The sequence below is a fragment of the Pseudomonas sp. SG20056 genome (assembly GCF_031764535.1).
GTDB lineage: Bacteria > Pseudomonadota > Gammaproteobacteria > Pseudomonadales > Pseudomonadaceae > Aquipseudomonas.
This window is the reverse complement of the sequence record NZ_CP134499.1, coordinates 772,727-798,940: the sequence shown is the minus strand read 5'-3', so window position 1 is coordinate 798,940 and position 26,214 is coordinate 772,727. Positions and strand designations below refer to the sequence as shown.

The 26,214-nt window shown below is 61.7% G+C and carries 28 protein-coding genes and 1 pseudogene; 14 read left to right on the top strand and 15 right to left on the bottom strand.

Annotation, left to right across the window (positions count from 1 at the left end; translation table 11 throughout):
- The first annotated feature begins 28 nt into the window (after positions 1-28).
- The 6 genes and pseudogenes from holA to lipA all read left to right on the top strand — a co-directional run bounded on the left by holA (position 29) and on the right by lipA (position 5,319).
- Positions 29-1,063, top strand: coding sequence for a DNA polymerase III subunit delta (gene holA, locus RHP75_RS03845; protein WP_311090523.1), 1,035 nt, complete (start codon positions 29-31; stop codon positions 1,061-1,063).
- An 81-nt stretch (positions 1,064-1,144) separates the two neighbouring features.
- On the top strand, positions 1,145-1,303 hold the full coding sequence (gene arfA, locus RHP75_RS03840; protein WP_090255580.1) for an alternative ribosome rescue factor ArfA: 159 nt from the start codon (positions 1,145-1,147) through the stop codon (positions 1,301-1,303).
- Between the two features lie 72 nt (positions 1,304-1,375).
- Positions 1,376-2,659 carry a lytic murein transglycosylase gene (locus tag RHP75_RS03835; protein ID WP_311090522.1) on the top strand — a complete coding sequence of 428 codons (1,284 nt, stop codon included), beginning with the start codon at positions 1,376-1,378 and terminating at the stop codon, positions 2,657-2,659.
- A 153-nt stretch (positions 2,660-2,812) separates the two neighbouring features.
- A pseudogene (locus RHP75_RS21155) lies at positions 2,813-3,541 on the top strand (PAS domain-containing protein); the annotation flags it as partial.
- Positions 3,542-3,619: 78 nt separating this feature from the next.
- Positions 3,620-4,129 carry a methyl-accepting chemotaxis protein gene (locus RHP75_RS21150; protein ID WP_409079720.1) on the top strand — a complete coding sequence of 170 codons (510 nt, stop codon included), beginning with the start codon at positions 3,620-3,622 and terminating at the stop codon, positions 4,127-4,129.
- Positions 4,130-4,266: 137 nt separating this feature from the next.
- Complete coding sequence (lipA, locus tag RHP75_RS03825; protein WP_311090520.1) at positions 4,267-5,319, top strand: lipoyl synthase; 1,053 nt, start codon at positions 4,267-4,269, stop codon at positions 5,317-5,319.
- An 82-nt stretch (positions 5,320-5,401) separates the two neighbouring features.
- On the opposite strand, the gene lipB is transcribed toward lipA, so the two are convergent.
- From lipB to RHP75_RS03770, 11 genes are all read right to left on the bottom strand, one after another.
- The gene (gene lipB / locus RHP75_RS03820) at positions 5,402-6,055 is read right to left on the bottom strand and encodes a lipoyl(octanoyl) transferase LipB (protein ID WP_311090519.1); all 654 of its coding nucleotides are present in this window, start codon (positions 6,053-6,055) and stop codon (positions 5,402-5,404) included.
- The gene (locus tag RHP75_RS03815) at positions 6,055-6,330 is read right to left on the bottom strand and encodes a DUF493 domain-containing protein (protein ID WP_090255814.1); all 276 of its coding nucleotides are present in this window, start codon (positions 6,328-6,330) and stop codon (positions 6,055-6,057) included. Before RHP75_RS03815 ends, lipB begins: the two co-directional genes overlap by 1 nt.
- Before the next feature lie 73 nt (positions 6,331-6,403).
- Entirely contained in the window at positions 6,404-7,579 is a 1,176-nt protein-coding gene (locus tag RHP75_RS03810) for a D-alanyl-D-alanine carboxypeptidase family protein (RefSeq protein WP_311090518.1), read from the bottom strand.
- Positions 7,580-7,701: 122 nt separating this feature from the next.
- Positions 7,702-8,706 (bottom strand): septal ring lytic transglycosylase RlpA family protein, encoded by a 1,005-nt coding sequence (locus RHP75_RS03805; protein WP_311090517.1) that lies wholly within the window; start codon positions 8,704-8,706, stop codon positions 7,702-7,704.
- Positions 8,706-9,716 (bottom strand): lytic murein transglycosylase B, encoded by a 1,011-nt coding sequence (gene mltB, locus RHP75_RS03800; RefSeq protein ID WP_311091863.1) that lies wholly within the window; start codon positions 9,714-9,716, stop codon positions 8,706-8,708. Before mltB ends, RHP75_RS03805 begins: the two co-directional genes overlap by 1 nt.
- A gap of 17 nt (positions 9,717-9,733) precedes the next feature.
- Positions 9,734-10,837 (bottom strand): rod shape-determining protein RodA, encoded by a 1,104-nt coding sequence (rodA, locus tag RHP75_RS03795; RefSeq protein ID WP_311091861.1) that lies wholly within the window; start codon positions 10,835-10,837, stop codon positions 9,734-9,736.
- Positions 10,838-10,875: 38 nt separating this feature from the next.
- Positions 10,876-12,765, bottom strand: a complete 1,890-nt coding sequence (gene mrdA / locus RHP75_RS03790) for a penicillin-binding protein 2 (RefSeq protein WP_311090516.1) — start codon at positions 12,763-12,765, stop codon at positions 10,876-10,878.
- 13 nt (positions 12,766-12,778) lie between these two features.
- The gene (gene rlmH, locus RHP75_RS03785; protein ID WP_160089194.1) at positions 12,779-13,246 is read right to left on the bottom strand and encodes a 23S rRNA (pseudouridine(1915)-N(3))-methyltransferase RlmH; all 468 of its coding nucleotides are present in this window, start codon (positions 13,244-13,246) and stop codon (positions 12,779-12,781) included.
- A 12-nt stretch (positions 13,247-13,258) separates the two neighbouring features.
- Positions 13,259-13,645 (bottom strand): ribosome silencing factor, encoded by a 387-nt coding sequence (gene rsfS / locus RHP75_RS03780; protein WP_311091859.1) that lies wholly within the window; start codon positions 13,643-13,645, stop codon positions 13,259-13,261.
- A 40-nt stretch (positions 13,646-13,685) separates the two neighbouring features.
- Positions 13,686-14,360, bottom strand: coding sequence for a nicotinate-nucleotide adenylyltransferase (nadD, locus tag RHP75_RS03775; protein ID WP_311090515.1), 675 nt, complete (start codon positions 14,358-14,360; stop codon positions 13,686-13,688).
- A 13-nt stretch (positions 14,361-14,373) separates the two neighbouring features.
- Positions 14,374-15,639, bottom strand: coding sequence for a glutamate-5-semialdehyde dehydrogenase (locus RHP75_RS03770; RefSeq protein WP_311090514.1), 1,266 nt, complete (start codon positions 15,637-15,639; stop codon positions 14,374-14,376).
- 264 nt (positions 15,640-15,903) lie between these two features.
- Here RHP75_RS03770 and RHP75_RS03765 point away from each other — a divergent pair, with 264 nt between their 5' ends.
- The gene (locus tag RHP75_RS03765; RefSeq protein WP_311090513.1) at positions 15,904-17,133 is read left to right on the top strand and encodes an alpha/beta hydrolase; all 1,230 of its coding nucleotides are present in this window, start codon (positions 15,904-15,906) and stop codon (positions 17,131-17,133) included.
- Positions 17,134-17,271: 138 nt separating this feature from the next.
- Here RHP75_RS03765 and RHP75_RS03760 read toward each other — a convergent pair whose 3' ends face one another.
- A complete protein-coding gene (locus RHP75_RS03760) occupies positions 17,272-18,126 on the bottom strand; it encodes a class I SAM-dependent methyltransferase (RefSeq protein WP_311090512.1) in 855 nt (284 codons plus the stop codon).
- Positions 18,127-18,189: 63 nt separating this feature from the next.
- On the opposite strand from RHP75_RS03760, the gene RHP75_RS03755 reads away from it, so the two are divergent.
- Both RHP75_RS03755 and RHP75_RS03750 read left to right on the top strand, forming a co-directional pair.
- Entirely contained in the window at positions 18,190-18,906 is a 717-nt protein-coding gene (locus RHP75_RS03755; protein ID WP_311090511.1) for a DNA-3-methyladenine glycosylase, read from the top strand.
- Positions 18,903-20,219: a bifunctional DedA family/phosphatase PAP2 family protein gene (locus tag RHP75_RS03750; RefSeq protein WP_311090510.1), complete on the top strand. Its 1,317-nt coding sequence runs from the start codon at positions 18,903-18,905 to the stop codon at positions 20,217-20,219. Before RHP75_RS03755 ends, RHP75_RS03750 begins: the two co-directional genes overlap by 4 nt.
- Here the strand turns inward: RHP75_RS03750 and RHP75_RS03745 are convergent.
- Genes RHP75_RS03745 through RHP75_RS03735 form a run of 3 tightly spaced genes read right to left on the bottom strand, consistent with a single transcriptional unit; the run spans position 20,213 to position 21,883 of the window.
- Positions 20,213-20,800: an LON peptidase substrate-binding domain-containing protein gene (locus RHP75_RS03745; protein ID WP_311090509.1), complete on the bottom strand. Its 588-nt coding sequence runs from the start codon at positions 20,798-20,800 to the stop codon at positions 20,213-20,215. The genes RHP75_RS03750 and RHP75_RS03745 overlap by 7 nt on opposite strands.
- Positions 20,801-20,810: 10 nt before the next feature.
- The gene (locus tag RHP75_RS03740; protein WP_311091857.1) at positions 20,811-21,521 is read right to left on the bottom strand and encodes an LrgB family protein; all 711 of its coding nucleotides are present in this window, start codon (positions 21,519-21,521) and stop codon (positions 20,811-20,813) included.
- Between the two features lie 2 nt (positions 21,522-21,523).
- Positions 21,524-21,883: a CidA/LrgA family protein gene (locus RHP75_RS03735; RefSeq protein WP_160016139.1), complete on the bottom strand. Its 360-nt coding sequence runs from the start codon at positions 21,881-21,883 to the stop codon at positions 21,524-21,526.
- 217 nt (positions 21,884-22,100) lie between these two features.
- Between RHP75_RS03735 and RHP75_RS03730 the strand changes: the two genes are divergently transcribed.
- The 5 genes from RHP75_RS03730 (at position 22,101) to RHP75_RS03710 (ending at position 26,123) form a co-directional block, all read left to right on the top strand.
- On the top strand, positions 22,101-22,556 hold the full coding sequence (locus RHP75_RS03730) for a MaoC family dehydratase (protein ID WP_275961931.1): 456 nt from the start codon (positions 22,101-22,103) through the stop codon (positions 22,554-22,556).
- A 139-nt stretch (positions 22,557-22,695) separates the two neighbouring features.
- Positions 22,696-24,423: a C13 family peptidase gene (locus RHP75_RS03725; protein WP_311090508.1), complete on the top strand. Its 1,728-nt coding sequence runs from the start codon at positions 22,696-22,698 to the stop codon at positions 24,421-24,423.
- A gap of 61 nt (positions 24,424-24,484) precedes the next feature.
- Positions 24,485-25,126, top strand: a complete 642-nt coding sequence (locus RHP75_RS03720; RefSeq protein ID WP_311090507.1) for an oxidoreductase — start codon at positions 24,485-24,487, stop codon at positions 25,124-25,126.
- Positions 25,127-25,154: 28 nt separating this feature from the next.
- Positions 25,155-25,493 (top strand): DUF5629 family protein, encoded by a 339-nt coding sequence (locus tag RHP75_RS03715; protein WP_311090506.1) that lies wholly within the window; start codon positions 25,155-25,157, stop codon positions 25,491-25,493.
- Between the two features lie 18 nt (positions 25,494-25,511).
- Positions 25,512-26,123 carry a class I SAM-dependent methyltransferase gene (locus tag RHP75_RS03710; protein ID WP_311090505.1) on the top strand — a complete coding sequence of 204 codons (612 nt, stop codon included), beginning with the start codon at positions 25,512-25,514 and terminating at the stop codon, positions 26,121-26,123.
- Positions 26,124-26,214 lie beyond the last annotated feature (91 nt).

Below are 26,214 nucleotides of genomic sequence, written 5' to 3'. Positions count from 1 at the left end.
CGCGCAAGCGGCCCCGCTCTGCGACCCCATGAAGCTTAACTCCGCACAACTCGGCAAACACCTGCAGGGCAACCTGAGCCCAGTGTATGTGGTCAGTGGCGACGAGCCGCTGCTCTGCCAGGAAGCCACCGACGCCATTCGCGCCGCAACCCGTCAGCAGGGTTTCAGCGAGCGCCAGGTGTTTAGCGCCGACAACAACTTCGACTGGGGCAACCTGCTGCAAGCCGGTGCCAGCCTGTCGCTGTTTGCCGACAAACGCCTGCTGGAATTGCGCCTGCCCAACGGCAAGCCCGGTGACAAAGGCGCAGCCGCGCTGCTCGAATACCTCGCCCGCCCCGCCGAAGACACCGTACTGCTGATCAGCCTGCCGAAACTCGACGGCAGCGCGCAGAAGACCAAATGGGGCAAGGCGCTGATTGACGGTGCGCAGACGCAGTTCGTGCAGATCTGGCCAGTCGATGCCAACCAGCTGCCGCAGTGGATTCGCCAGCGCTTGGCGCAATCGGGCCTCAGCGCCAGCGCCGAAGCGGTGGACATGATTGCCGTGCGCGTCGAAGGCAACCTGCTCGCCGCTGCCCAGGAAATCGAAAAACTCAAACTGCTCGCCGAAGGTACGCAGATCGACGTCGACACCGTACACGCCTCGGTCGCCGATAGCGCACGCTTCGATGTTTTCGGCCTGATCGATGCGGCCCTCAATGGCGAAGCCGCCCACGCCCTGCGCATGCTCGAAGGCCTGCGCGGTGAAGGCGTCGAACCGCCGGTCATTCTCTGGGCTCTGGCCCGGGAAATCCGCCTGCTGGCCACCATCGCCCAGCAGTACAGCCAGGGCACGCCACTGGAGAAAGCCTTCAGTTCCGCCCGCCCACCGGTCTGGGACAAGCGCCGTCCCCTGGTCAGCAAAGCCTTGCAACGCCTGTCGGCCACACGTTGGGCTGCGCTGCTGCAGGATGCCCAGCAGATCGATGCGCAGATCAAAGGCCAGGCGTCCGGCGATCCCTGGAGCGGCCTGAGCCTGTTGACGCTAAACATCTGCGGTCAACGCCTGGGCCTACCCCGCTAGCGCCAGACTCTGGACTTTTAGCAGCGTGCGGATCATGCTTCGCCCGCCTGCGACGTGCAGGTCATTTGCCGAGGAAACGTCATGGCGAAGAAAGCCAAACGCGGCCCGAACAAGGCCAAATCCCTAATCGCCCAGCCACTGTTTCGCTCACGCCAGGAAACACCCAGCAAAGGCAAAGGCAGCTACCGCCGCGAAGCCTCCCAGCAAAACTGGGAGGCTTCATACGTTCTGGCTGCCTGAAAAGCCCGCCACAGCCCGCATAGCTCCTCAATCATGCTAAGGTTACGGCCTGCAAAATGTGCCGAGATCACCATGCCTTACCTGCTTCTTCGGGGCCTGTCCCATAGCGCCATCGCCTGCCTCCTGCTGCTTCTGACTGCCTGCGCCGAAGCGCCGGCCCAGCCACTTGCAGCCGCGCCAATTACAACCAGCGCAGCCCCTACAAGCCCAACTGCCAGCATGGTCAGCAGCCCAACCCCGCTACTCAGCTTCGATGAATGGCGCATGCTGCTGCGCAGCGATGCCATCGCCGCCGGTATCAATGCCGATCTATTCGATCGCACCTTCGCCGGCATCACCCTGGACCCTAGAGTTGTGACCGCCGACAACAGCCAGCCGGAGTTCACCCGCCCGGTGTGGGACTACATCGATGGCGCCGTTTCCGTCTCGCGGATCGCTCAGGGCCGTCTGCTCAAGGCACAACATCGACCGACCCTGAAAGCCATTCGTAGCACCTACGCGGTGGACCACGAAGTGCTGATCGCGATCTGGGGCATGGAAAGCAATTACGGCAGCAATATCGGCAGCCATAACGTCATCCGCTCCCTCGCCACCCTGGCCTACGATGGCCGCCGCCAGGTGTTCTGGCGCAGCCAGCTGCTGGCCGCGCTGCAGATCCTGCAAGCCGGCGATGCCCCGGCTCAGGGACTGATCGGTTCTTGGGCGGGCGCCATGGGGCAAACCCAATTTATGCCGACCACCTTCAATCAGCATGCAGTGGACTTCGATGGCGATGGGCGTCGCGACCTGTGGACGTCAGCACCCGACGCACTGGCCTCTGCCGCACATTATTTGCAGGCGTCCGGCTGGGAAAATGGTCAACCCTGGGGCTTTGAGGTAAACCTGCCACAAGGCTTCGATTACGCCCTGGCAGACCCCGAAATACGCCGCACCGTGGCACAGTGGCGTATCCTGGGGATCAACCCGGTCAGAACCATTGATGCCAACGAGCAAAGTCTGGCCACGCTGTTTCTGCCTGCTGGCCATCGCGGCCCGGCCTTCCTTCTGCTGAACAACTTCCGCAGCATCCTCAAGTACAACAACTCCACCGCTTACGCACTGGCCATCGGCCTACTCAGCGACGCCCTGGACGGCAATCCCGGCGTACAGGCCGCCTGGCCGCGCAATGATCGTCAGCTGGGGCGTAGCGAACGCATCGAACTGCAAGAGTTGCTGGCCAGCAAAGGCTACGAGCCAGGCCCGGCGGACGGCATCATCGGGGCGAACACACGCAAAGCCGTGCGTGCCTTTCAGCAATCTCAGGGACAGCCTGCCGATGGCTACCCCAGCCATGAACTGCTGCAGCAGCTCAGGTAAGCACCCGCGCAACGCCAGACACTTAGCCTACTGCAATCCGTTGCTCAACTACACTTGAGCAACGGCGCCTGCTGCCGATAACCGATAACCCGCCAAGGACGCGCCCAATTCACTCAAGGATCAGCCAACCTTTGTTTTACAAGGTGCCTTGCGATGTTCAACAACAAACTGAAAGAGGAACTGGCAGAACTGCGTGAAGAGCTGGCCAGCCTGAGGCAGATCCGCGACTCGATTTACAGTGAAATGCTGGTAATCGAGATTGACCCGAACGGCACGATTCGCCATGCCAACGACGATTTCCTCCGCGAAATGCACTACGAGCGCAGCACCCTGCTGGGTCGCGCGCTGGAATCGCTGATTCCCACATCGTTCCATAACGAGCCCAATTACCAAAATCTGCAGCAGGCCTTGCGCCAGCGCAAACACCTCAATGGTGCCTTTCGCTTGCTGCGCGGCAACGGCCAGGAAGCCTGGCTCCGCGCCGTTTGGCAGCCCGTACTGAATGGCCGTGGCGAGCTGCTCTATTTCGCCTGTTTCGCCACCGATCTGACCCGCACCATCACCACCTCCCGCGAGCATGAGGGCCTGATCGATGCACTGCTGCGCTCAACCGCAGTGATCGAATTCAACCTGGCCGGCGAAGTCCTCACTGCCAACCAGCGCTTTCTCGATGGTATGGGCTATCGCCTGGAACAGATCAAAGGCAAGCATCATCGCCAGTTCTGCGAGCCGGAGGAATACAACTCCCAGGGCTACCACGACTTCTGGGCGCGGCTTAACCGCGGCGAATATGTTGCCGGGCGCTTCAAGCGCATCGACAGTGCGGGCCGCACGGTGTGGCTGGAAGCCTCTTACAACCCCATCGTCGACAACCACAACAAACTCTATAAGGTGGTCAAGTTTGCCTCCGTGATTACCGAGCAGGTCAATCAGGAAGAGGCCGTGGCCAATGCCGCCAACATGGCCTATAGCATCTCGCAACAAACCGACGCCAGCGCCAACAAGGGCGCCAGCGTGGTCAGCCAGACCGTCGCCGTCATGCAGCGTATCGCCCGGCAAATGCAGGACGCCAGCGAAGGTATCGAAGCCCTGGATAAGCAGTCGCAATTGATCAGCACCATCATGCAGACCATTCGCGGCATTGCCGAACAGACCAATCTGCTGGCCTTGAACGCCGCCATCGAAGCCGCACGAGCCGGTGATCAGGGCCGCGGTTTCGCCGTAGTGGCCGACGAAGTGCGGCAACTGGCCGGACGCACCAGTCAGGCCACCGAGGAAATCGTCGACGTGGTGCAAAGAAACCAGAGCCTGGCGCAACAGGCAGTGAGCAGCATGGCCAGCAGCCGCCAGCAGGCCGAGCAAGGCCTGGACCTGGCCAATGAGGCGGGCACGGTCATTGTGGAAATCCAGGAAGGCGCCAAGCAGGTGGTGCAGGCCGTAGAGCAGTTCGCCAACCAGTTGCAGCAGTAACCCTGCGCGCTTGCCTGCGGAGCGCCTGCCTGAACCGCACGGCGCACGCCGGACTGAACGGTCAGCTTCTGTGATAAGCTGCGCGGCGGCCACAAGCCGCCTCGTTCACGGAGCCTCTAGCGGAGCCCAGATTGCCGATGTCCGATACCTCCCCGCCGAAAACCGTCGCCAGTGGCGAAAAATTCCGTACCAGCCAAGGCATCACCGCGATCAAGGACGGCCAGAAACGCCGCGCCTCCAGCGAGCCTCAAGTGTTCGAGCCCAAACCCAAGTGGCTCCGCGTCAAGGCGCCTGGCGGCAGCCGCTTCGAGGCGGTCAAACGCAATGTCAGCGAACACCGCCTGAGCACCGTTTGCCAGGAATCCCACTGCCCGAATATGGGCGAATGCTGGTCCAACGGTACCGCCACCATCATGCTGATGGGCTCGGTGTGCACCCGCGCCTGCCGCTTCTGCGCCGTCGACACCGGTAACCCCAACGGCTGGCTGGATCTGGAAGAGCCGCAGAACACCGCCAAGTCGGTGGAGCTGATGGCCCTGCGTTATATCGTGCTGACCTCGGTGGATCGCGACGATCTGGATGACGGCGGCGCCAGCCACTACGCGGCCTGCGTACGAGCGATCAAGGACAACACCCCGCAGGTGGTCGTAGAAGCCCTGACCCCGGACTTCGACGGCGACCTGCAGGCCATCGAACGCGTGGTGGATTCCGGCCTTGAGGTGTTTGCGCAGAACGTTGAGACGGTCAAACGCCTCACTCACGTGGTACGCGATCCACGCGCAGGCTATGAAAAGACCCTGAATGTACTGGCACACGCCAAGCGTCACCGCCCGGACGTGCTGACCAAGACCAGCCTGATGCTGGGCCTGGGCGAGACGGATGAAGAAATTATCCAAACCATGGATGACCTGCGCGCCATCAATGTCGACATCCTCACCCTCGGCCAGTACCTGCAACCGACGCGCAACCACCTGAAGGTGCAGCGCTGGGTCAGCCCGGAAGAGTTCAACCGTTTCCGCGAAATCGGTCTGCAGAAAGGCTTTATGGAAGTCGCCGCCGGCCCGCTGGTACGTTCCAGCTACCGCGCCGACAAGGTGTTCGAGAAGAACAACCTAGGGCTGGCCGCTCCGGTGCCAGTGCCGGGCCAACAGCTCGATAACAGCCTGATTCCTGCCCTCAATCTGAACTGATTGAGCCGCACAACGCCTGACCTTGGGCTTTGCCTGGGGTCAGGCGTTTGTGTATCTGCTCTGCCTATCTGCCCTGCCCGCTCTAGCAGTCTATTGAGCCCGCCAGGCTCTGCTGCTGCGCATAGTCGAGGTGCTTGACCAGCTGCTCACGCAGCCGTGCGCTGACCTCGGACATAGTGATCGGCCCCACCACCTGATCAGCTAACTGCGTCATGGCCATACCGGCATAGCCGCAGGGGTTGATGCGCTGGAACGGCTGCAAGTCCATATCCACATTCAGCGCCAGACCATGAAAGGAACGACCGTTGCGAATCCGTAGGCCGAGCGACGCGATCTTTGCACCATCGACATACACACCCGGCGCATCCGGCTTGGCATTGGCGTTGACGCCATAGCTGGCCAACAGATCAATCAGGCTGCGTTCGATACGGCTGACCAGTTCACGCACACCAATGCCGCTGCGGCGCACATCCAGCAGTAGGTAAGCCACCAGCTGGCCCGGACCGTGGTAAGTCACCTGACCACCGCGATCGACCTGCACCACCGGAATATCCCCAGGAAACAACACATGCTCGGCCTTGCCGGCCTGGCCCTGGGTAAATACGGGGGCGTGTTCGAGAAGCCAGATTTCGTCAGGCGTATCCGCGCCACGGCTGTCGGTAAAGCGCTGCATCGCATGCCAGGTAGGCTGATAGTCGACCTGGCCCAGCTCGCGAAAGCCGAGCGGCAGGTCCATCACAGCACCATGTGCACGATACCGGTCGCGCGCAGGGCACTGTTGATATCGCGTAGCTGATCTTCGCTGGTGGCTTCGATATGCAGCTGTACGGTGGTGTACTTGCCGTTGCTGCTCTGGCGTTCGGCCAGGGTGCTGAGATCGACCTTGGCGTGCTGGCTAAGGATCTCGATCACCGTACTCTTGTAGTTGTCGCCACTGTCACCGACCACCTTGATCGGGTAGTCCGCGCAGGGGAATTCGATTTTGTGCGATTTGACGTCTGGTTGATTCATGGCAGTAACGGCCTCGTAAGCCGTGGCAACAACAACGCCCTTGCGGGTCGGCAAGGGCGCGCTGGTCACGCTATCAGTTGAACAATCCGAAGAAGAACAGGCTGATGCTATCCCACAGGCGACGGAAGAAACTGCCTTCCTCAACGGCCTCAAGAGCAATCAGATCGGCGCTGTGCACCACTTCTTCACCCAGTTTCACTTCAACTTTGCCGATCACATCACCCTGGGCAATCGGGGCGGTGAGCTGCGGGTTGAGGATCATGCCGGCCTGCAATTTTTCCAGCTGACCTTTCGGCAGCGTCAGGCTCAGATCAGCACCGAGGCCGGCTTTGATCTGACGCACAGCGCCTTTCCACACTTGGGCCTGAGCCAGTTCCTGGCCTTGCTTGTAGAAGGTGCGGGTTTCGAAGAAGCGGAAACCATAGGTCAGCAGTTTTTGAGTTTCTGCGGCACGGGCCGACTCGCTGACGGTGCCGAATACCGAGGTGATCATGCGCGCGCCATCACGTACGGCCGACGCCACCAGGCAATAGCCGGCTTCTTCGGTGTGACCGGTCTTCAGGCCGTCAACGGTCTTGTCACGCCACAGCAGCAGGTTGCGGTTGCCCTGCTTGATGTTGTTCCAGAGGAACTCCTTCTGCGCGTAGATCGCATAGTGCTCCTGATCTTCATTGATGATCGCACGGGCCAGAGTGGCCATGTCATGGGCGCTGGAGTAATGCTCCGGATGCGGCAGACCAGTGGCGTTCATAAAGTGGCTATTGTTCATACCCAGACGCGCAGCGGTCTCGTTCATCATGTCGGCGAAGGCGTCTTCGCTGCCGGCAATGTACTCGGCCAGGGCGATACTGGCGTCGTTGCCGGACTGGATGATCACACCGTGCAGCAGGTCATCCACAGTTGCCTGGCTGTTCAGCGGCAGGAACATGGTCGAGCCACCGGATGCGGCACCGCCGGTACGCCAGGCGTGCTCGCTGATTGGCACCAGGTCCTGCTCGCCGATCTTGCCCTTGCGGATTTCCAGGGTGGCGATGTAGGCGGTCATCAGTTTGGTCAGGCTGGCCGGCGGCAGACGCTGATCACCATTGTTTTCTACCAGCACCTTGCCGCTGGCGGCATCCAGCAGCACATAGGATTTGGCCGCCAACTGTGGCGCCGAAGGAATGGCTGGCTGATTGGCCCAGGCAGTCGATGCACTGAAAAGGCAAAGTGACAGGAAAACGCGTTGCGTAAAGCTGGTGATATTCATCCGTCTCTCTAGATTGCTGATGGTGAACAGGCCCAGTGGGCATAAGTTGCTGATCCCCCCGACCAACCGTTAGCTGGCCGGAGTTGTTTATTTAGTCCTACAGAAGAAGCATAAGTGCCCTGTCAGTCTGCCTTGACCAGGGTCGGCTCACCGAGATTGGCCAGACGCACACTGCTCTGCAGCTGCTCAGCCTCGCTTTGGCTGCTCAGCGGCCCCAGACGCACGCGGTGCAATATCTGCTGGTTGCGCACCACTGAGCTGACGAACACTGGCGCAGCCACTGTCTCGCTCAGCTTCGACCGAAGTAGCTCCGCAGCGTCCGGATTGGCGAAGGCGGCCACTTGGAGATACAGGCCAGAGGCTCCGACTGAAGCGTTTTTTTTTGCGTCAATCTGCACGGGGAGCACCGCGGCGGCATGCTGCTGCGGGGGCGGTGAATACTGCTCAACCGGCTGCGCGATAGGCTGCGCAACCGGCTGGGCCTGGGCGACTTGCTGCGGCGCAGCCAAGACCATTGGCACTGGACGCCCCTGCTGAGCCCACCACTCATGCGGGTCGATACCTTCGACCTTGACCCGCGCGGTGCCGCTTTCGGCATAGCCGAGCTTCTTCGCAGCGGCGAAGGACAGGTCAATAATCCGGTCGGAATAGAACGGCCCGCGGTCATTGACCCGCAGAATCGCGCTCTTGCCGTTTTCCAGGTTGGTTACACGCACGTAGCTGGGTAGCGGCAGGGTTTTGTGTGCAGCGGTCATGCCATACAGGTCGTAGGTTTCACCGTTAGCGGTGGCCTGACCATGAAACTTGGTGCCATACCAGGACGCCGGGCCCACCGCCTGATAACGACGAGCATCGGGAATCGGGTAGTACTGCTTACCGAAGACGGTGTAGGGACTGGCCTTGACCGGGCCGTAGTGCGGCATCGGTACCGCATCGGGAATCCGCGATACATCAACATCCCACCAGGGCGCGCCATCCTTGTGCGGACGGTTGAAATCACCCGGCCCGGAAATCGCCCCGCCCTGCTGTACTGGCGCCACCGGCTGCGGCGCACGGGTAGACGAGCAACTGGCCAGCAGCAGCGCCAGGCTGCCATAGGCAACCAATTTGAAAGGCAAACGCGACATCAATTCTTACCCCGTGCATCAACCAGCAACTCGGCCAGCTGATTGACCGCCATGGCATACATCACACTGCGATTGTAGCGGGTGATCACAAAGAAGTTAGGCTGGCCCAACCAGTACTCGGTGCCGTTGGCACCTTCCAGACGGAAGGCCGTCACCGGCAAATCGTCAGCCAACGGGTCGGCACTGGTCCAGCCCAGCGCTCGCAGTTCAGCGACATTCTTCACCGGGTCCAGGCCAACGGTCAGGCCCTGTTCAGCCTGCTCGCCCGTGACCGTGGCGGCGCTGACTACCGGTTGCCCCGGTTGCCAGTGGTGACGTTTGAAGTAACTGGCGACGCTACCGATGGCATCGGTCGGATTGTTCCAGATATTGATATGGCCATCGCCATCGAAGTCCACGGCGTAGGCGCGGAAGCTGCTCGGCATAAATTGCGGCAGGCCCATGGCGCCGGCGTAGGAGCCGGTCATGCTCAGCGGCTCGACCTGTTCTTCACGGGCCAGCAGAAGAAACTCGCGCAGCTCCTTGCGGAAGAACGGCGCACGCGGCGGGTAATCGAAGGCCAGGGTCGACAGAGCATCCATCACCCGCCAGCTACCGGTGTTACCGCCATAGAAGGTTTCCACCCCGATAATGGCCACAATCACTTGCGCCGGCACACCGTACTCAGCCTCAGCGCGAGCCAGGGTTTCTTCGTGCTGCTTCCAGAACTCAACACCCTTGCTAATGCGTTTGTCGGTGATAAAGATCGGCCGATAATCCTTCCACGGTTTAGCCTTTTCTGCCGGACGCGAGATGGCATCAAGGATCGCCTGTTTGCGTTCGACTTGGGCGAACAGCTCGACCAGCTGCTCACCGGCAAAGCCATAGTCACGGGTCATTTCACCGACAAACTCAGCCACCTGCGGTGATTGCTGATAATCCCCAGCCAGCGCGGGCTGAGCCACTGCGCACACCCCGGCTAACGCCAACCAAGGTGCAGTACGTACCATCCAACCACGCGCGTTTTGCATTGAATTCATAATCCCAATCAAGCCTGTGTCATCCACTTCCGATGAGTGTGGATCGACATCAAAATTCCAAACCCTGCCAGCAGGGTGATCAGCGAGGTGCCGCCGTAGCTGATAAACGGCAGCGGTACGCCCACCACCGGCAGCAGGCCGCTGACCATACCGATATTGACGAAGACATAAACGAAGAAAGTCATGGTCAGCGCGCCGGCGAGAAGCTTACCGAACAGCGTCTGCGCTTGCACGGTAATCACCAGGCCACGCGCGATCAACAGCATGTACACCAGCAGTAACAAACACACGCCGACCAGGCCGAATTCCTCGGCCAGTACCGCGATGATGAAGTCGGTGTGGCTCTCCGGCAGGAAGTCCAAGTGCGACTGGGTACCTTGCAGCCAGCCCTTACCGAGCACCCCACCCGAACCAATCGCCGCCTTGGACTGGATGATGTTCCAGCCACTGCCCAGCGGATCGCTTTCCGGGTTGAGGAAGGTCAGCACGCGCTGCTTCTGGTACTGGTGCATGACGAAGAACCACATGCCGATAGCAATCGGCACCACCGCCGCCACCGCACCGATCACCCAACGCCACTGCAGGCCGGCGATAAACAGCACGAAGCCGCCTGAGGCGATGATCAGCAGCGAGGTACCGAGATCCGGCTGCAGCAGAATCAGCACAAAGGGCACGATGATCATCGCCAGGCTGATGCAGATATGTTTGAGGCGCGGCGGCAGACTGCGGTTGGACAGGTACCAGGCGATGGTCGCCGGCATGATGATTTTCATGAATTCCGAGGGCTGGAAGCGGATCACTCCGGGGATATTGATCCAGCGCGTGGCGCCCATGGCGTTATGGCCCATCACATCCACCACCACCAACAAGGCCACGCCGCCGACATAGGCCAGCGGCACCCAGCGCGCCATAAAACGCGGTTCGAACTGGGCGATGATAAACATGCCGACCAGGCCGATACCGAAGGAAGTGGCCTGTTTCATCAGCAGATCGACATTCTTGCCACTGGCTGAATACAGGATAAACAGGCTGCCGGTGGCCAGCACCAGCAACAACAGCAGCAGAATGCCGTCGATATGCAGACGCTGAAGGATGGTCGCGCGGCGACGCAGCAGGTCTTCGGAGGACAGGTTACGGTCGAAATTACTGTTCATGGCGCAGCGACCTCAGCCGCCACAGGCGGAGCGTATTCGGCTTTCAACTGACCGTTTTCATCCAACAGCCACGCATCAATCACCTGCTTGACCACCGGTGCGGCCACCCCGGAGCCAGACTCGCCGTTTTCCACCATCACCGACACGGCAATCTGCGGGTTATCTGCCGGAGCAAATGCCACAAACAGCGCATGGTCACGGTGACGCTCGGCAACCTTGCTGCGGTCGTATTTCTCCCCCTGCTTGATCGCCACCACCTGAGCGGTACCGCTCTTGCCGGCAATCCGGTAAAGCGCGGCATCGCCGACCTTGCGCGCGGTGCCACGCGGGCCGTGCATCACCTGTTCCATACCATGACGGCCGTTATCCCAGAATGCCGGATCACGCAGCACAATATCCGGCAACGGATTCGGGTCGACTGGCGCCTGCCCCTGAATGGTCTTGGCCAGGTGTGGTCGAATCCATTTGCCGCGTGTGGCCATCAGCGCCGTGGCTTGAGCCAGTTGCAGCGGCGTGGTCTGCATATAGCCCTGACCGATGCCGAGAATCAGCGTTTCACCGGGGTACCAGGCCTGACGATAACGCGCCCGCTTCCAGTCCCGCGACGGCATTAGCCCGGCCGTTTCCTCGAACATGTCCAACGCAACGCGCTGCCCCAGGCCGAAGCGGGACATGTAGTCATGCATGCGGTCGATGCCCATTTTGTGCGCCAGCGAGTAGAAGTAGGTGTCGTTGGAGCGGGCGATGGCCAGGTCCATATCCACCCAGCCGTCGCCAGTACGGTTCCAGTTGCGGTATTTGTGACTGTGATTGGGCAACTGATAGAAGCCCGGGTCGAATACCCGCGTCTGCGGCGTGACCACACCAGCATCCAGCCCTGCCACTGCGACCATCGGCTTGATCGTCGAGCCTGGCGGATAGAGGCCACGCAACACGCGGTTGTACAGCGGACGGTCGATGGAATCGCGCAAGTCGGCATAGGCCTTGAAGCCAATACCAGTGACAAACGGGTTGGGATCGAAACTCGGCTGACTGACCATCGCCAGCACTTCGCCAGTCTGCGGCTGGATCGCCACAATCGCGCCACGGCGACCGGCCAGGGCCTTTTCGGCGGCCTCCTGCAAGCGGATATCGAGGCTCAGCACGATGTCCTTGCCGGGCAGCGGGTCAGTACGTTTGAGCACGCGCAGTACGCGACCACGGGCGTTGGTTTCGACTTCCTCGTAACCCACTTCACCGTGCAGCTCGTCTTCATAGAAACGCTCGATACCGGTTTTGCCGATATGGTGCGTACCGCTGTAGGCCACTGGATCGAGCTCTTTCAGCTCTTTCTCGTTGATCCGCCCGACATAGCCCACCGAATGGGCAAAATGCTCGCCCAGCGGGTAATGCCGCACCAGCTGCGCGGAGACCTCAACGCCGGGCAGACGAAACTGATTGATCGCGATACGGGCAATCTGCTCCTCGGACAATTCGAACAGCACCGGCACCGGCTCAAACGGTCGCCGCCCCTGACGCACTCTCCGCTCGAACAGCGCACGCTCATCCGCGCCCAGTTCCAGCACTTCGACTATTACATCGAGCACTTGCGGCCAGTCACCGGCGCGCTCGCGGGTCAGGGTCAAACTGAAGCTGGGCCGGTTATCGGCGATGATCACCCCGTTGCGGTCGTAGATCAGCCCACGGTTCGGCGGGATCGGCTGCACGTGGATGCGGTTGTTTTCCGCCAGAGTGGTGTGGTGCTCGAACTGCACCACCTGCAGGTAATACATGCGCGCCACGAGTACCGAGGTCAGCAACAAAACCACCACAGCACCAACCACCGCGCGTTTGCGGATCAGGCGGCCGTCTTTCTCGTGGTCTTTGAGGCGGATTGGTTGCGGCATCGATGGCTGCTAGTTATTTGTGGTAGGGGTGGCCGGACAACACGGTCCAGGCACGATACATCTGTTCGCCGATCAGAATCCGCACCAAGGGGTGCGGCAGGGTCAGCGGCGACAACGACCAGCGCTGCTCACTGCGCGCCTGCACCTCAGGTGCCAGCCCTTCCGGGCCGCCGACCATCAGGTTGACGGTGCGCGCATCCAGGCGCCACTTGTCGAGTTCGACCGCCAGCTGCTCGGTGCTCCAGGGTCGCCCTTCGACTTCCAGGGTGACAATGCGTTCCCCGGGCTGCACCTTGGCCAGCATGGCCTCACCTTCCTGACGGATCATTCGCGCCACATCGGCATTCTTGCCGCGCGTGGTCAGCGGAATTTCTACCAGTTCCAGGGACAGCTCGCTGGGCATACGCTTGGCGTATTCCTGCCAGCCCTCTTCCACCCAACGTGGCATCCGCGAGCCGACTGCGATCAGTTTGATCCGCACCGCTGCGCGTCCTTATTCCTGCCCGCCACTCGATTGCTCAGCGCCCGGCTCGGCGCTGAACTGCGCACGGCTCTGCTCAGCACCTTGCCACAGACGCTCAAGGTCATAGAACTGACGAGCTGTCGGCAGCATCACGTGAACAACAATGTCGCCGAGGTCGAGCAGTGCCCACTCACCGGTGTCCATGCCTTCAGTGCCGATCGGGCGTACGCCCTGCTCCTTGACCTTTTCCAGCACGTTGTCGACCAGTGATTTAACGTGACGGCTGGAGGTGCCGCTGGCGATCAGCATGAAATCGGTGATGCTGGTCTTGCCGCGCACATCGATGGTGGTGATGTCCTGCGCCTTGATTTCTTCCAGAGCGCTGATGGCCAACTTGACCAGCTCTTCGCTCTGCATTTTGCTTGCGTTCGTCATAACTAACTCGTTTGCCTCGTGTTCAATTCGCGCCACGGTACAGTCCGTGGGCATGGATATAGGCCAGTACCGCGTCAGGCACCAGAAAACGTGCCGACTTTCCGCTCGCCAGTAGCGAACGGATCTGGGTAGCCGACACCGCCAGAGGTGTCTGCCAGATAAAAGCAATCTGCCCACTCGGCCCACTCAGGGCCGACGGGGCACTCACACTGCGCGCCGCCAACAGATTGCGCAGCGCCTCAGGCGCTTCACTGTCGGCATCCGGCCGTTGCAGCACCAGAATATGGCAGTGCTGCAGCAACTCATCCCAACGCTGCCAACTGGGTAAACCGCAGAAGGCATCCCAGCCCAGCAGCAGAAACAGCTGATCATCCGCAGCCAACTCACTGCGCAACGACTCCAGGGTGTCGATGCTGTAGGACGGTTTATCGCGCTGCAGCTCGCGATCATCCACCTGCAGCACCCCGGCATCGGCTACCGCCAACCTGACCATGGCCAGGCGATCCTCGGCACTGACCTCCGGTGCGCTGCGGTGCGGCGGCCGCGCGCTGGGGATCAGACGCAACTCATGGAGCTGCAGCGCATCGGCCACTTCCACAGCGCTGCGCAGATGGCCGATATGCACCGGATTAAAGGTGCCGCCTAGCAGACCGATGCGTCGAGCGTCGGTATGTCGGGCGTCGCTGCGCTTGGCCATCAGGTACGCCCCATCAGGTACGAATGTGCCCGTCGCCAAACACCACGTACTTCTCGCTGGTCAACCCATCCAGGCCAACCGGGCCTCGCGCGTGCAGCTTGTCGGTGGAAATACCGATCTCCGCGCCCAGGCCGTATTCAAAACCATCGGCAAAACGGGTCGAGGCATTGACCATTACCGAGGCGGAGTCGACTTCGGTCAGGAAGCGCCGCGCATCACTGAAGTTCTCGGTGATGATCGCGTCGGTGTGCTGCGATCCGTAATGGTTGATGTGCTCGATGGCCGCATCCAGGGAATCAACGATGCGAATCGCCAGGATCGGCGCGTTGTACTCGGCAAACCAGTCATCTTCGCTGGCTTCCAGCACGTCGCTGCCCAGCAGCGCACGGGTCGCGGCGTCGCCACGCAGTTCAACACCTTTGTCGCGGTAGATCGCAGCCAGCGGCGGCAACACCTTGTCGGCCACGGCGGCGTGCACCAGCAGGGTTTCCATGGCGTTGCACGGCGAGTAGCGCTGAGTCTTGGCGTTGTCAGCGACACGGATAGCCTTGTCGAGATCAGCAGCGACGTCGATATACACGTGGCAGACGCCATCCAGGTGCTTGATCACCGGCACCTTGGCGTCACGGCTGATGCGCTCGATCAGGCCCTTGCCGCCGCGCGGCACAATCACGTCAACAAATTCCGGCATGGTGATCAGCGCACCAACGGCGGCACGATCAGTGGTTTCCACCACCTGCACGGCGCTGGCGGGCAAACCGGCTTCGCCCAGGCCGAGCTGAATGCAACGAGCAATCGCCTGGTTGGAGTGAATCGCCTCGGAGCCGCCACGCAGGATGGTGGCGTTACCGGATTTCAGGCACAGGCTGGCGGCGTCGATGGTCACGTTCGGCCGCGACTCATAGATGATGCCGATCACACCCAGTGGCACGCGCATCTTGCCGACCTGAATACCCGACGGCAGGTAACGCATATCGCGGATCTCGCCGATCGGATCAGGCAGCGTGGCGACCTGACGCAGACCTTCGATCATGCTGTCGATCACTGCCGGCGTCAGCGCCAGACGGTCAACCATGGCCGGCTCCAGACCATTGGCACGCGCGGCGGCTAGGTCGAGCTCGTTGGCGGCAGTCAAATCGCTGCGGGCCGCATCCAGCGCGGCCGCGGCGGCCTGCAGGGCACGGTTCTTCTGCGCGGTACTGGCGCGCGCCAGCACACGCGAAGCGCTGCGGGCGGCCTGTCCCAGGCGGGTCATATAGTCGAGCACGGACTCAGTCATGGTCTTGGCAGGTCTGGCGGTTGAAAAAAGTCGCTGAGTATAACGGTCGCGCCGCTCCACGCCCAGCGCTGCGCGGCGGACGGTAAACACTGCATTCGCCACAACCCGCGGTAACGCCGCCAAGCCCCACACAGCAAGCCACCGAAAGAAACAGTGACACCACAGACCATCAGCCGCCCGAAGGTTAGGTAAACAAAAACCGTCCGAATGTTTACCTTGCCATCACAAGCAAGACAGGCGGCCGACCGCCGGGGTGGGATCAGCATGCATTACCGTACCGACTACTGCGCCGCACAACTCAACGAAGCCCCACAGGTGCTGCATATAGGCGACCTGCGACTGCACTACCAGGCCTACGCCTGCCGCAGCCACGACACTCGCCCGCCCGTATTGCTGTTGGGCGGCGCATTCCAGAGCTTTCGCTCGTTTGCCGCCGAAGTCAGCGAGCTGCTCGGCGAGCACCCGGTGATCCTGCTCGACCTGCCCAGCCAGGGCGGCAACCTGCAACTGGTGCCCGATCTGAGCCTGGAACAGCTGGCCGACCTGATCGCCGCCTTCGCCGAGGAACTCGACCTGCCGCCGCTGATGCCCATCGGCCTGTCCTATGGCTCGGCCCTGGCCGCGCTGTTTGCCGCCCGTCACCCCGAGCGCTGCGCTCGTGTGCTGCTGGCCGGGATCACCGCCTTCGGCCGCCCTGGCGCACGCCTGCTGCTGCAGGAAGGCCTGGCGCTGCTGGCTGAAGGGCGCTGCGAGGCCTTTGCTCATGGCGCGCTGACCGGCCTGCTCAATCCTTTGCGCCTGGAGCAGACCGGCGTAGCCCCGGTATTTCGCAAGGCTCTGCTGCGACAGATCCAACGCTTGTCAGCCGCCGATATCGAGCGCTACCGGCAGAACAGCCAGCGCCTGCTGGATTTTCAAGGATTTCAACGCCACCCCAGCTGCCCGACCCTGGTGCTGGCCGGCGAATATGACCACTTCACCCAACCCTGGGAGCACGCGCACTTCGCCGCCGCCTGCGCCCAGGCCAGCTGCGCACTGATCCACAACGCCGATCACCTCGCGCAATTCGAACAACGCGACGCCTGCGCCAATCTGTACAACCCGTTTCTGCGCGGCGACGCCCTGCCAAGCCGCAGCCCAGGCAGTAGCCTGCTGGCCCAATCGCAACTGCTGCAACTGGAAAAACGCCATGAAGCGCGCCTGCCGCCCAGCCAGCGCCACGCTCGCCTGCAGCATCCTGATGGTGGGGAATGGACGGTAGAGATCAGCGAATTGGGTTTCTTTGGCGGATTGTTGCACGCTGATCTGCCGGCTATTCGCGGCACGCGTGGCTGGCAACTGCTGTGCAAGGACCTGCCCACCCAGCCCCTGCTACCGCTGCGTCAGGATACAAACGGCCTGGCTGTTGTCTTTCCGCACAGCGATCAGCAGGCCAGCCAGGCGCTGGCGACGCAGTTTCAGCTGCAGCCGCTACCAACAGCGGCCTGCGCCTAGAGCCTGTCTCGGATCTGCTGCGCGTCGGCGATACTGCGTTAAAAACAGGCTCGGAATGCTCATTTACAACAGTAAACTCCGCTTCCTCGCCAGTTTTTGCCTTGCCTCGCTCTAGCTCGCGAGATCCGAAACAGACTCTTAGACTCGCGCCTCAATCACCCGCACCAACCCGGCACTGCGCGCTGGTGCCAGACCAAGCGCCTGGCTCGCGCGGCTCGGATCGAATACTTCGACCTGATTGAAGCCGCATTTCTGGAAGCCCTGCACAATCGCCTGATCATTGCGGTAGTGCAGCGGATAGCTGCCTCGGGTCAGCCGGCCAATCAGGCCAACACCCCAGCGCAGTTGGCGGTAACGTGGGTGTTCGCGCAAATCCGGGTACAGCTCGGTCAGGTAGGTGGCTCGGGGGAACTCACGCAGCTGCTCGGCCAAGCGCGTCCAGAACGACTCGATCAGCGCCAGCTCGAAGTAATTCACCAACCCTTCGGTAATCACCACCACCGGTTTGCTGTGATCCAGCTCAGCGAACAGCGCCGCGAGGCTTTTGCTGCCCTCCTCGGCGAGGATATCCACCGCGCGCACCTGATGCTGACTGCCCAGCCAGCCTTCGGCATTCAGCAGCAGGCGTTTACGCGCGGCCATCACCGGCAGGTCCGCCTCGATATAGCGCAGCTGCGGGTAACGCGCGGTAAAGCGCCGCCCACGCGGCGACAGGCCGCAGGCGATCTCTACCACCTGGCACACACCGCCCTGCTCAATCGCAGCAGTCAGCTGGGCATCAATTTGCAGATGCCGTTGCAGCAGAAACTGTTCGATATCCAGGCCGAAACCAACCCGCGCTCCCCAGGTGATGGGGCTGAGCAGACCATGCACAAAACGCCCGAAACCGGTGACAAAGGCCGCATCCGCCAACTGATGGCGGTACCAGATATAGCCAGTGTAATGGGCGCTGGGGCTTATATGAGCGCTGCTGACGCGGGCACGTTCAGGCATGGTTAAGACTCTTATTGTTATGATCGCCCCAGCCTATGCCCAGCCAAGCCACAACGACAGCGCATGCCCATCGAACCCACCCTTAGTTTGCCCTGGCCCGAAGGCCGCGCACTGCCGGCCAGTTTCTTTGACCGCGACGCGCGCCTGCAGGCCTGCGAGCTGCTCGGCAAGGTGATCCGCCACAAACAGGGCGAGCGCTGGCTGAGCGCGCGAATTATCGAGACTGAGGCCTATTACTTGAGCGAGAAAGGCAGCCATGCCTCGCTCGGCTACACCCACAAACGCCGCGCGCTATTTATGGATGGCGGACACATCTATATGTATTACGCCCGGGGCGGCGATTCGCTGAATTTCAGCGCCCAGGGCCCTGGCAATGCGGTGCTGATCAAATCCGCCTATCCCTGGCAGGACGAACACAGCGGCGCAGATGCCCTGACACAGATGCAGGCGAATAACCCCGACACCCAAGGCAGACCACGCAGCCGCGAAACCCTCTGTGCCGGGCAAACCTTGCTGTGCAAATCGCTTGGCTTAAAGGTGCCGGAGTGGGACGCACGGGCATTCGATGAGCAACGCCTGTTTGTCGAAGACCTTGGCGAACGCCCGCAGCAGATCGTGCAATGCCCACGCCTGGGCATCCCCCATGGCCGCGATGAGCAACTGCCCTACCGTTTTGTCGACGCCGCCTTTGCCCGCCATTGCACCCGCAACCCGTTAAGGCGCGGCCAGCGGGCCGGCCAGGACTATCACCTGCTAACCCCCACGGATGACCACCAATGAGCCAATGGTTCGACACCCTGACCCTCTGGCTAAGCGCCCATCCTGAGTGGCTTGGCCTGGCGATCTTTTTGCTGGCTTGCGGTGAGTGCCTGGCGATTGTCGGCATCCTCGTTCCCGGCACCGTATTGCTGTTCGCTGTCGCCGCGCTGGCTGGCAACGGCGCGCTGGGCCTGGGTGAAACCCTGCTGCTGGCGTTTTGCGGCGGGTTGTTGGGCGACTGCCTGTCCTATGCACTGGGGCGCTATTTTCATCAGGACATCGGCCGCCTGCCGGTGCTGCGAAATCACCCACAATGGCTGAACAGTGCCCACGGCTACTTTGTACGCTACGGCGTCGCCAGCCTGCTGGTCGGGCGTTTTATCGGCCCACTGCGGCCCATGTTGCCGATGGTCGCCGGCATGTTCGACATGCCCTTCGTGCGTTTTTTTAGCGTCAGCCTGCTGGCCGGGGTTGGTTGGTCCATCGCCTATATGCTGCCTGGCTGGGCCACGGGTGCAGCCCTGCGCCTGCCGCTGCCGGAAGGTTTCTGGCCTCAGGCCGGGGCCATTGCCGCCGGCGTGGCGCTGGTAGTGGGCATCAGCGTGCAAGGCAGCTTGCGTGGGCAACGGCACTCCAGCCTGCTGACCGCAGCGGCAAGCCTGACTCTGCTAATTGGCCTGATGCTCAGCTGGCCGCACCTGAGCCAGCTCGATCAAGGGCTGCTGACCTTGGTGCAGGAGCATCGCAGCGCGGCGCTGGATACGCTGATGGTGCTGATCACCCGCCTCGGCGATATGCGCACACAACTGGCGGCGGCCGTGCTGCTGTGCCTGATCCTGCTGGCGACGCGGCAATGGCGCACGCTCTGCCTGGCGATTGGCAGCCTGCTCGGCACTGCGTTGGCCAACGGCGCGCTGAAGGCATTCTTTGCCCGCAGCCGCCCCGATGTGCTGCTGGAGCCGCTGAACAGCTTCAGCTTTCCCAGCGGACACAGTTCGGCGGCCTTTGCCTTCTTTCTGCTGCTTGGGGTACTGGCCGGCCGCGGACAACCGACTCGCATGCGCCTGACCTGGCTGCTACTGGCCAGCCTGCCAGCCACGGCGATTGCCGGCTCGCGGATTTACCTGGGGGTGCACTGGCCCAGCGACATTATCGCCGGAGCCATGTTGGCCGCCTGTTTCTGCGCGCTGAGCCTGGCCCTGGTGCAATGGCGCACGCCACTGCCGGCGTTGTCGGGGAAAGTCTGGTGGTTGTTGCTGCCGACGATTATCGCCCTGCTCGGTGGCATCACTACCTGGCAGCTGTCCGCCGGGGTACTGCTGTACCGTTACTGACGCTCGCCCTGCAACAGCTCCAGCAGCTGTTGCAGCAGCTCCAGACGCAGCTGCACCTCGGGGGTTTCGAGCAATTGCAGCTTCTGCTCGGCGTCCAGCGGCAACAGATAGGCCAGCTGATTGGCCAACGCCTCCTGGCCCGCCGGTTCGCTCGACATGCCCAGCGACGCCACCAGCGGATGGGCGCTTAGCGCACCGAGCAATGCCACCAGGTCAGCATGTTCAGCGTCCAGCGGCTGCTCCGGCTGCTCGTCCAGCCATTCAACCTCGGCCAAAGTCAGTTGATCCGGCAGCACCTGCGCGCGCTGCACGCGAAAACGCCGACCACCCTCGACGCGAATCCCCAATAAGCCATTGGGCCGCTGCTCGAAATCGCGAATCAACGCCTCGCAACCGATCGCCGAGAATTGCCCCGCGGCCTCGCCCACTTCGGCGCCATCAATGATGCACACCACACCAAAGCCCTGACCTTGCTTCATGCAACGGCTGATCATGTCCAGGTAGCGTGCTTCGAATATCTGCAAGTCGAGCATGCAGCCGGGAAATAACACAGTGTTCAGTGGGAATAGCGGCAAGGTCACAGGCACCTCCTTATAACCACAACAGAATAGCCAGCGGCAGCAGCACGGCGGTAAATACCCCCATCAGGCTCATCGCCAGGGCGGAGAACGCGCCGCACTCCTCACCTTCCTGCAGTGCACGGGCGGTGCCAACCGCATGCGCGGTCAGACCCAGAGCCATGCCCAGCGCCGCCGGGTGCTGCACGCCACAGCGCTTGAGCAGCGCCGGGCCGATGATGGCGCCGATAATCCCGGTGATCATCACAAACACCGCTGCCAGGGCGGCAATTCCGCCAATCTGATTGGCCACCAGCATGGCAATCGGTGAGGTCACCGATTTAGGCGCCATGCTCATCAGCATGATCTGCTCGGCACCGAAGACCCAGGCCAGGGTAATGCCCAGCACGGTGGCAACCACGCCGGCCACCAGCAAGGTGATCAGCGTCGGCCAGAACAGCTGGCGAATCCGCCGCAGGTTGAGGAACAGCGGTACCGCCAGCGCCACCGTGGTCGGTCCAAGGAACAGCGTCAACGCCGCAGCGCTGTCCTTGTATTCGGCAAACGTCAGGCCGCAGGCCAAAAGAATGCCGATTACCGCAAGCATCGATAGCAGCACCGGCTGCAGAAACACCAAGCGGGTTTTCTCGTAGGCGGCAATCGCCAGTTGATAGGCCCCAAGGGTGATGCCTACACCAAATAGCGGGTGATGGATCAACGCCTGCCAGGCGGCGTGCCACTCCAGACTCATGCGTCCTCCCGGCGTTGTTGGCGATCAATCAGCTTCTGCATCAGCCAGCCGGCGAAAACGATGGAGATCAACAGCGACAGCAACAGCGCACCGGCAATCGCCCAGAAGTCGGCAAAGATATCCTCGGCATAAGCCATCACGCCCACCGCTGGTGGTACCAGCAGCAGCGGCAGGTATTTCAGCAGGCTGGTGGAGGCCAGGTGCAGCGGCTCGCCCACCTCGCCGCGCAGCAGCAGAAAGCCGAACAGCAGCAACATGCCAATGATCGGGCCCGGCAGAATCGGGATCAGCAGGACATTCAGCGCAGTGCCGAGCAACTGGCACAGCACCAGCCAGGAAAGGCCGCGTAGCAGCATGATGGGTAATCTCCGAATCGTATGATCCCAGACGCAGTGCCGCGCATTATAAGCAGAAGCGTCCGGCAAGGGCCGGTTTACAGCGGTTGCGTGGCAGCCGAGCTGCGTTTACGGCGCATATACGAGGCACTTGACCCTACGGCAAACCCATGATGATCTTAGGGCAGAAGGATTTACGCCCCAAAAAAAACAACACTTGCGTCTTCAAGGAGAAACCATGACATCAGTACCCGCCGCCGAATTGCCCAGCTATATCGGTAAAGAACTCGGTCGCTCCGAATGGCTGACCATCGACCAGGAGCGCATCAACCAGTTCGCCGAATGCACAGGCGATCACCAGTTCATCCACGTCGACCCGGAAAAAGCCAAGCTCACCCCGTTTGGCAGCACCATCGCCCACGGTTTCCTCTCGCTGTCGCTGGTGCCCAAGCTGATGGAAGGCATCATGATCATGCCCAAAGGGCTGAAGATGGCGGTCAACTATGGCCTAGATAGCGTGCGCTTCATCCAGCCGGTGAAGGTCAACTCCAAAGTCCGCCTGGTGGTCAGCCTGACTGACGCCCACGAGAAGAATCCTGGCCAATGGCTGCTCAAGGCCAAGGTTGTGCTGGAGATTGAAGGCTCGGAAAAACCCGCCTATATCGCCGAGCCGCTGACGCTCTGCTTCGTCTAATCGCAGCCGCCGGACCAAGGCGCACAGGCATCTGCCGGTGCGCCTTTTTATTTTTATGCTTGCACCGGTGCGCTCAATCACGGCACTTCGAGCACTTTAAGGCATACTCGGCAACGACCTTCCAGCCTGGATTTTCTGCATGCGCCGTCTCTCCCTCCTGGCTCCACTGAGCCTCGCCCTGCTGCTTGTCGCCTGTGGCGATGGCGAACCCTTGTTGCCACCGGATGCCGTGCTACCCGATGGCGGGCGCTACCGTGGCGAAGTGGTCGACGGCCTGCTGCAAGGCCCTGGGCGCCTGGATTACAGCGATGGCAGTTACTACGATGGGCTGTTCAAGGACGGCCAGTTCAACGGCCAGGGCGAATGGCGCAGCAAGCACGGCGAGTTCTACAGTGGCGAGTTTCAGAACGGAGACTTCCACGGCCAGGGCAGCCTCACCTACAGCGACGGCAGCCGTTACGAGGGCGGATTTGTCAACGGCATGCCCAGCGGCGAAGGCCACCTGAAAAGCAACCAGCTGGAATACCGTGGCGAATTCAGCAAAGGCCAATACAACGGCCTGGGCAAGCTGCAATGGAGCAACGGCGCCAGCTTCCAGGGCCAGTTCAAAAAGGGCGAACCTGACGGCCAGGGCGTGCTGACCGACGCGGAGGGCAATGCCTACACCGGCACCTTCGACAACAGCCAGCTCAATGGCCAGGGCAGCTTTAAGAATCTCGACGGCGACCTCTACAGCGGCCAGTTCCGTGACAACCAGTTCCACGGCAAGGGTCGCTACCAAAGTGCCGATGGCGAAGTCTGGAGCGGGCGTTTCGCCCATGGCAGCCTCACCGGCAAAGGTGAGTTCAAGGGCAGCGACGGCAGCCATTACGCCGGCCAGTTCAGCGACTGGGGCTACCACGGTGAAGGTCGCCTGAACCTGGCTGATGGCAGTGTCTATCAAGGCAACTTTGCCTACGGCCAATACCAGGGTGCCGGCAGCCTGACTCTGGTCGATGGCAGCCAGCAAAGCGGTACCTGGCAGAACGGCCGACTGACGCGTGACGCTCAGGGCAAGGCTATACCCGACGACCTCGCCACTGGCCTGCTGGAACAAGGCCGACTGCTCGATGCCGCCATCGCCAAGCTGCCTGTTTCAACCCCAGACATCGAACTCTACGCCCTGACCCTGGCCGGCGACGGCAAGCAGAGCGTATTTATGCGCGAGGCCGACTATGTCGGCAACCTGCTGCAGGATCGCTTCGCCGCCCACGGCCTGATCACCCTGGTCAACCACCGCGATCACCTGACCGATCGCCCGCTGGCCACCAGCGCCAGCCTAGGCCGCAGCATTCAGGCATTGGCCGAACGCAGCGGCGAGGAAGACCTGATCTTTATCTACCTGACCAGCCACGGCTCAGCCCAGCACGAGCTGAACCTCGACCAGCCGCGACTGCAGCTCAACGACCTGCCCGCCAGCGAACTCGCCGCCCTGCTCGAACCGCTGAAAAATCGGCACAAGGTACTGGTGATCTCGGCCTGCTACTCCGGCGGTTTTATCCCCAAACTGCAGGATGGCAAGACCCTGGTGATCACCGCAGCCCGGGCCGACCGGGTGTCCTTCGGTTGCTCGGAGGAAAACGACTTCACTTATTTCGGCCGCGCCCTTTTTGCTGAAGCCCTGCAGCAAACCGACGACCTGCAGCGTGCCTTCAAGCTGGCCCAGGCCAGCGTTGCCGAACGCGAAAAAGCCGACGGTTTCGAACCCTCCGAACCGCAGATCTGGCCTGCCAAAGCGGTGCTCGCCCAGTGGCGCAAGCTGCGCGAACAGCAGGCCGAGCGCGCCCTGAACAATGCACTTGAGGCGCAATCTGCGGTCAACCCATAACAGTCATGCGCGCCACCAACGGCCTGATAAGCTGATTGATATCAGCGGAGAACCTCACACTATGTATTTGACGCCACAGCACATCCTTCTCGCAGGCGCCACCGGACTTACCGGCGAGCACCTGCTGGACCGCCTGCTGAACGAGCCCACAGTTGCTCGCGTACTGGCCCCCAGCCGCCGCCCGCTGGCAGCGCACGCACACCTGGAAAACCCGCAAGGCGAACTGCTGACCTTGCTGCCGGAACTGAGCGGCAAGGTCGATACCGCCTTTTGCTGCCTGGGCAGCACGATCAAACAGGCCGGCTCGCAAGAGGCTTTTCGCGCGGTCGATCATGACCTGGTGATTGCCTTCGCCGAACGCGCCCGCGCCATGGGTGCACGTCACCTGCTGGTGATCAGCGCCCTGGGTGCAGATGCCAACTCCACCGTGTTCTACAACAAGGTCAAAGGCCAAATGGAGCAGACCCTGCGCGCTCAGGACTGGCCGCAATTGACCATCGTCCGCCCTTCGCTGCTGCTTGGCACCCGCCAGGAATTTCGCCTTGGCGAGCGCTTGGCCGCGCCCTTTATGCGCTGGCTGCCAGGCAAATACCGGGGCATCGAAGCCACCGTACTGGCCCGCGCGCTGTGGCGCCTGGCCCTGGAAGAGGATGCCGGCACTCGGGTAATCGAATCAGACCAACTGCGCCGTCTCGGCCGCTAACCGCCGTTAATCAAGAAGCTAACGACCTATGAGCACCACCCCGCACGACCTGATCAGCGCCCTGAGCGGTGCCGACATGCTGGAAATCGACGACCTGCATGCCTGGCAATTCCGCCTGAACGCCGAACAACTGGCCCAGCACCAGGCCGGAAACCCGCCCGCTAGCGACACACCGCTGCTCAGCATCGAATGCATGGATGGCCGCGCCCTGCGCAAATGGCACTTCAGCCTGACCCAGGTGATAGCCGCACGCTTTGATGGTGAGGCCGATGCCTGGCGCATCAGCGGCACTACCGACACACATTTGATCAAGTGTTTTGCCGCGATCAGCGGTGACAACAGTGATCTGTCGGACGACGCTGAATAACCCTGCCGAGGGCACCCCGTGGGCCTGTATGACCGCTACCTGCTGCCACACCTGATCGACTTCGCCTGCGGCATGGGCGCGGTGATGAAAGCCCGCTCGCAACTGGTGCCCCAGGCCCATGGCCGGGTGCTGGAAATCGGCATCGGCAGCGGCCTTAACCTGGCGTTCTATGACGCTGAAAAGGTCAGCGTCATCATTGGTGTCGACCCGAGTGCCGATATGCAGAAACTGGCCCGGCAGCGGGCCGCCGCGATCAGCATTCCAGTGGAGATGATTGCCCTCGAACTGGGGCAGATTCAGGCCGACGACGCCAGCTTCGACTGCATCGTCTGCACCTTTACCCTGTGCACCATCCCCGATGCTGTAGCCGCGCTGAAAGAAATGCGCCGCGTGCTCAAGCCGGGCGGTCGCCTGCTGTTCTGCGAGCATGGACTGGCTCCGGAACTGCCCGTGCTGCGCTGGCAGAACCGCCTGACGCCGCTGTGGAAGCCGCTGGCCGGCGGCTGTCACCTCAATCGCGATATCCAGGCGCTGATCACCGCAGGCGGTTTTCAGATTGGCGAACTGAGCAACCGCTATCTCAAAGGTCCAAAGCCCATGACCTATATCTACCAAGGCTGGGCTCATTAGCCCGCATAAATAGCCAATTGCCATTAGCCACCTGCACCTAGGCCATATTCTGACTATCGTTAGGCCATGGACTCTCGTATGGAAGTTGGCT

Coding starts and splice junctions, on each gene's coding strand:
- holA (WP_311090523.1), top strand. CDS start 29: ATGAAGCTTAACTCCGCACAACTCGGCAAACACCTGCAGGGCAACCTG.
- arfA (WP_090255580.1), top strand. CDS start 1,145: ATGGCGAAGAAAGCCAAACGCGGCCCGAACAAGGCCAAATCCCTAATC.
- RHP75_RS03835 (WP_311090522.1), top strand. CDS start 1,376: ATGCCTTACCTGCTTCTTCGGGGCCTGTCCCATAGCGCCATCGCCTGC.
- RHP75_RS21150 (WP_409079720.1), top strand. CDS start 3,620: ATGGCCTATAGCATCTCGCAACAAACCGACGCCAGCGCCAACAAGGGC.
- lipA (WP_311090520.1), top strand. CDS start 4,267: ATGTCCGATACCTCCCCGCCGAAAACCGTCGCCAGTGGCGAAAAATTC.
- lipB (WP_311090519.1), bottom strand. CDS start 6,055: ATGGACCTGCCGCTCGGCTTTCGCGAGCTGGGCCAGGTCGACTATCAG.
- RHP75_RS03815 (WP_090255814.1), bottom strand. CDS start 6,330: ATGAATCAACCAGACGTCAAATCGCACAAAATCGAATTCCCCTGCGCG.
- RHP75_RS03810 (WP_311090518.1), bottom strand. CDS start 7,579: ATGAATATCACCAGCTTTACGCAACGCGTTTTCCTGTCACTTTGCCTT.
- RHP75_RS03805 (WP_311090517.1), bottom strand. CDS start 8,706: ATGTCGCGTTTGCCTTTCAAATTGGTTGCCTATGGCAGCCTGGCGCTG.
- mltB (WP_311091863.1), bottom strand. CDS start 9,716: ATGCAAAACGCGCGTGGTTGGATGGTACGTACTGCACCTTGGTTGGCG.
- mrdA (WP_311090516.1), bottom strand. CDS start 12,765: ATGCCGCAACCAATCCGCCTCAAAGACCACGAGAAAGACGGCCGCCTG.
- rsfS (WP_311091859.1), bottom strand. CDS start 13,645: ATGCAGAGCGAAGAGCTGGTCAAGTTGGCCATCAGCGCTCTGGAAGAA.
- nadD (WP_311090515.1), bottom strand. CDS start 14,360: ATGGCCAAGCGCAGCGACGCCCGACATACCGACGCTCGACGCATCGGT.
- RHP75_RS03770 (WP_311090514.1), bottom strand. CDS start 15,639: ATGACTGAGTCCGTGCTCGACTATATGACCCGCCTGGGACAGGCCGCC.
- RHP75_RS03765 (WP_311090513.1), top strand. CDS start 15,904: ATGCATTACCGTACCGACTACTGCGCCGCACAACTCAACGAAGCCCCA.
- RHP75_RS03760 (WP_311090512.1), bottom strand. CDS start 18,126: ATGCCTGAACGTGCCCGCGTCAGCAGCGCTCATATAAGCCCCAGCGCC.
- RHP75_RS03755 (WP_311090511.1), top strand. CDS start 18,190: ATGCCCATCGAACCCACCCTTAGTTTGCCCTGGCCCGAAGGCCGCGCA.
- RHP75_RS03750 (WP_311090510.1), top strand. CDS start 18,903: ATGAGCCAATGGTTCGACACCCTGACCCTCTGGCTAAGCGCCCATCCT.
- RHP75_RS03735 (WP_160016139.1), bottom strand. CDS start 21,883: ATGCTGCTACGCGGCCTTTCCTGGCTGGTGCTGTGCCAGTTGCTCGGC.
- RHP75_RS03730 (WP_275961931.1), top strand. CDS start 22,101: ATGACATCAGTACCCGCCGCCGAATTGCCCAGCTATATCGGTAAAGAA.
- RHP75_RS03725 (WP_311090508.1), top strand. CDS start 22,696: ATGCGCCGTCTCTCCCTCCTGGCTCCACTGAGCCTCGCCCTGCTGCTT.
- RHP75_RS03720 (WP_311090507.1), top strand. CDS start 24,485: ATGTATTTGACGCCACAGCACATCCTTCTCGCAGGCGCCACCGGACTT.
- RHP75_RS03715 (WP_311090506.1), top strand. CDS start 25,155: ATGAGCACCACCCCGCACGACCTGATCAGCGCCCTGAGCGGTGCCGAC.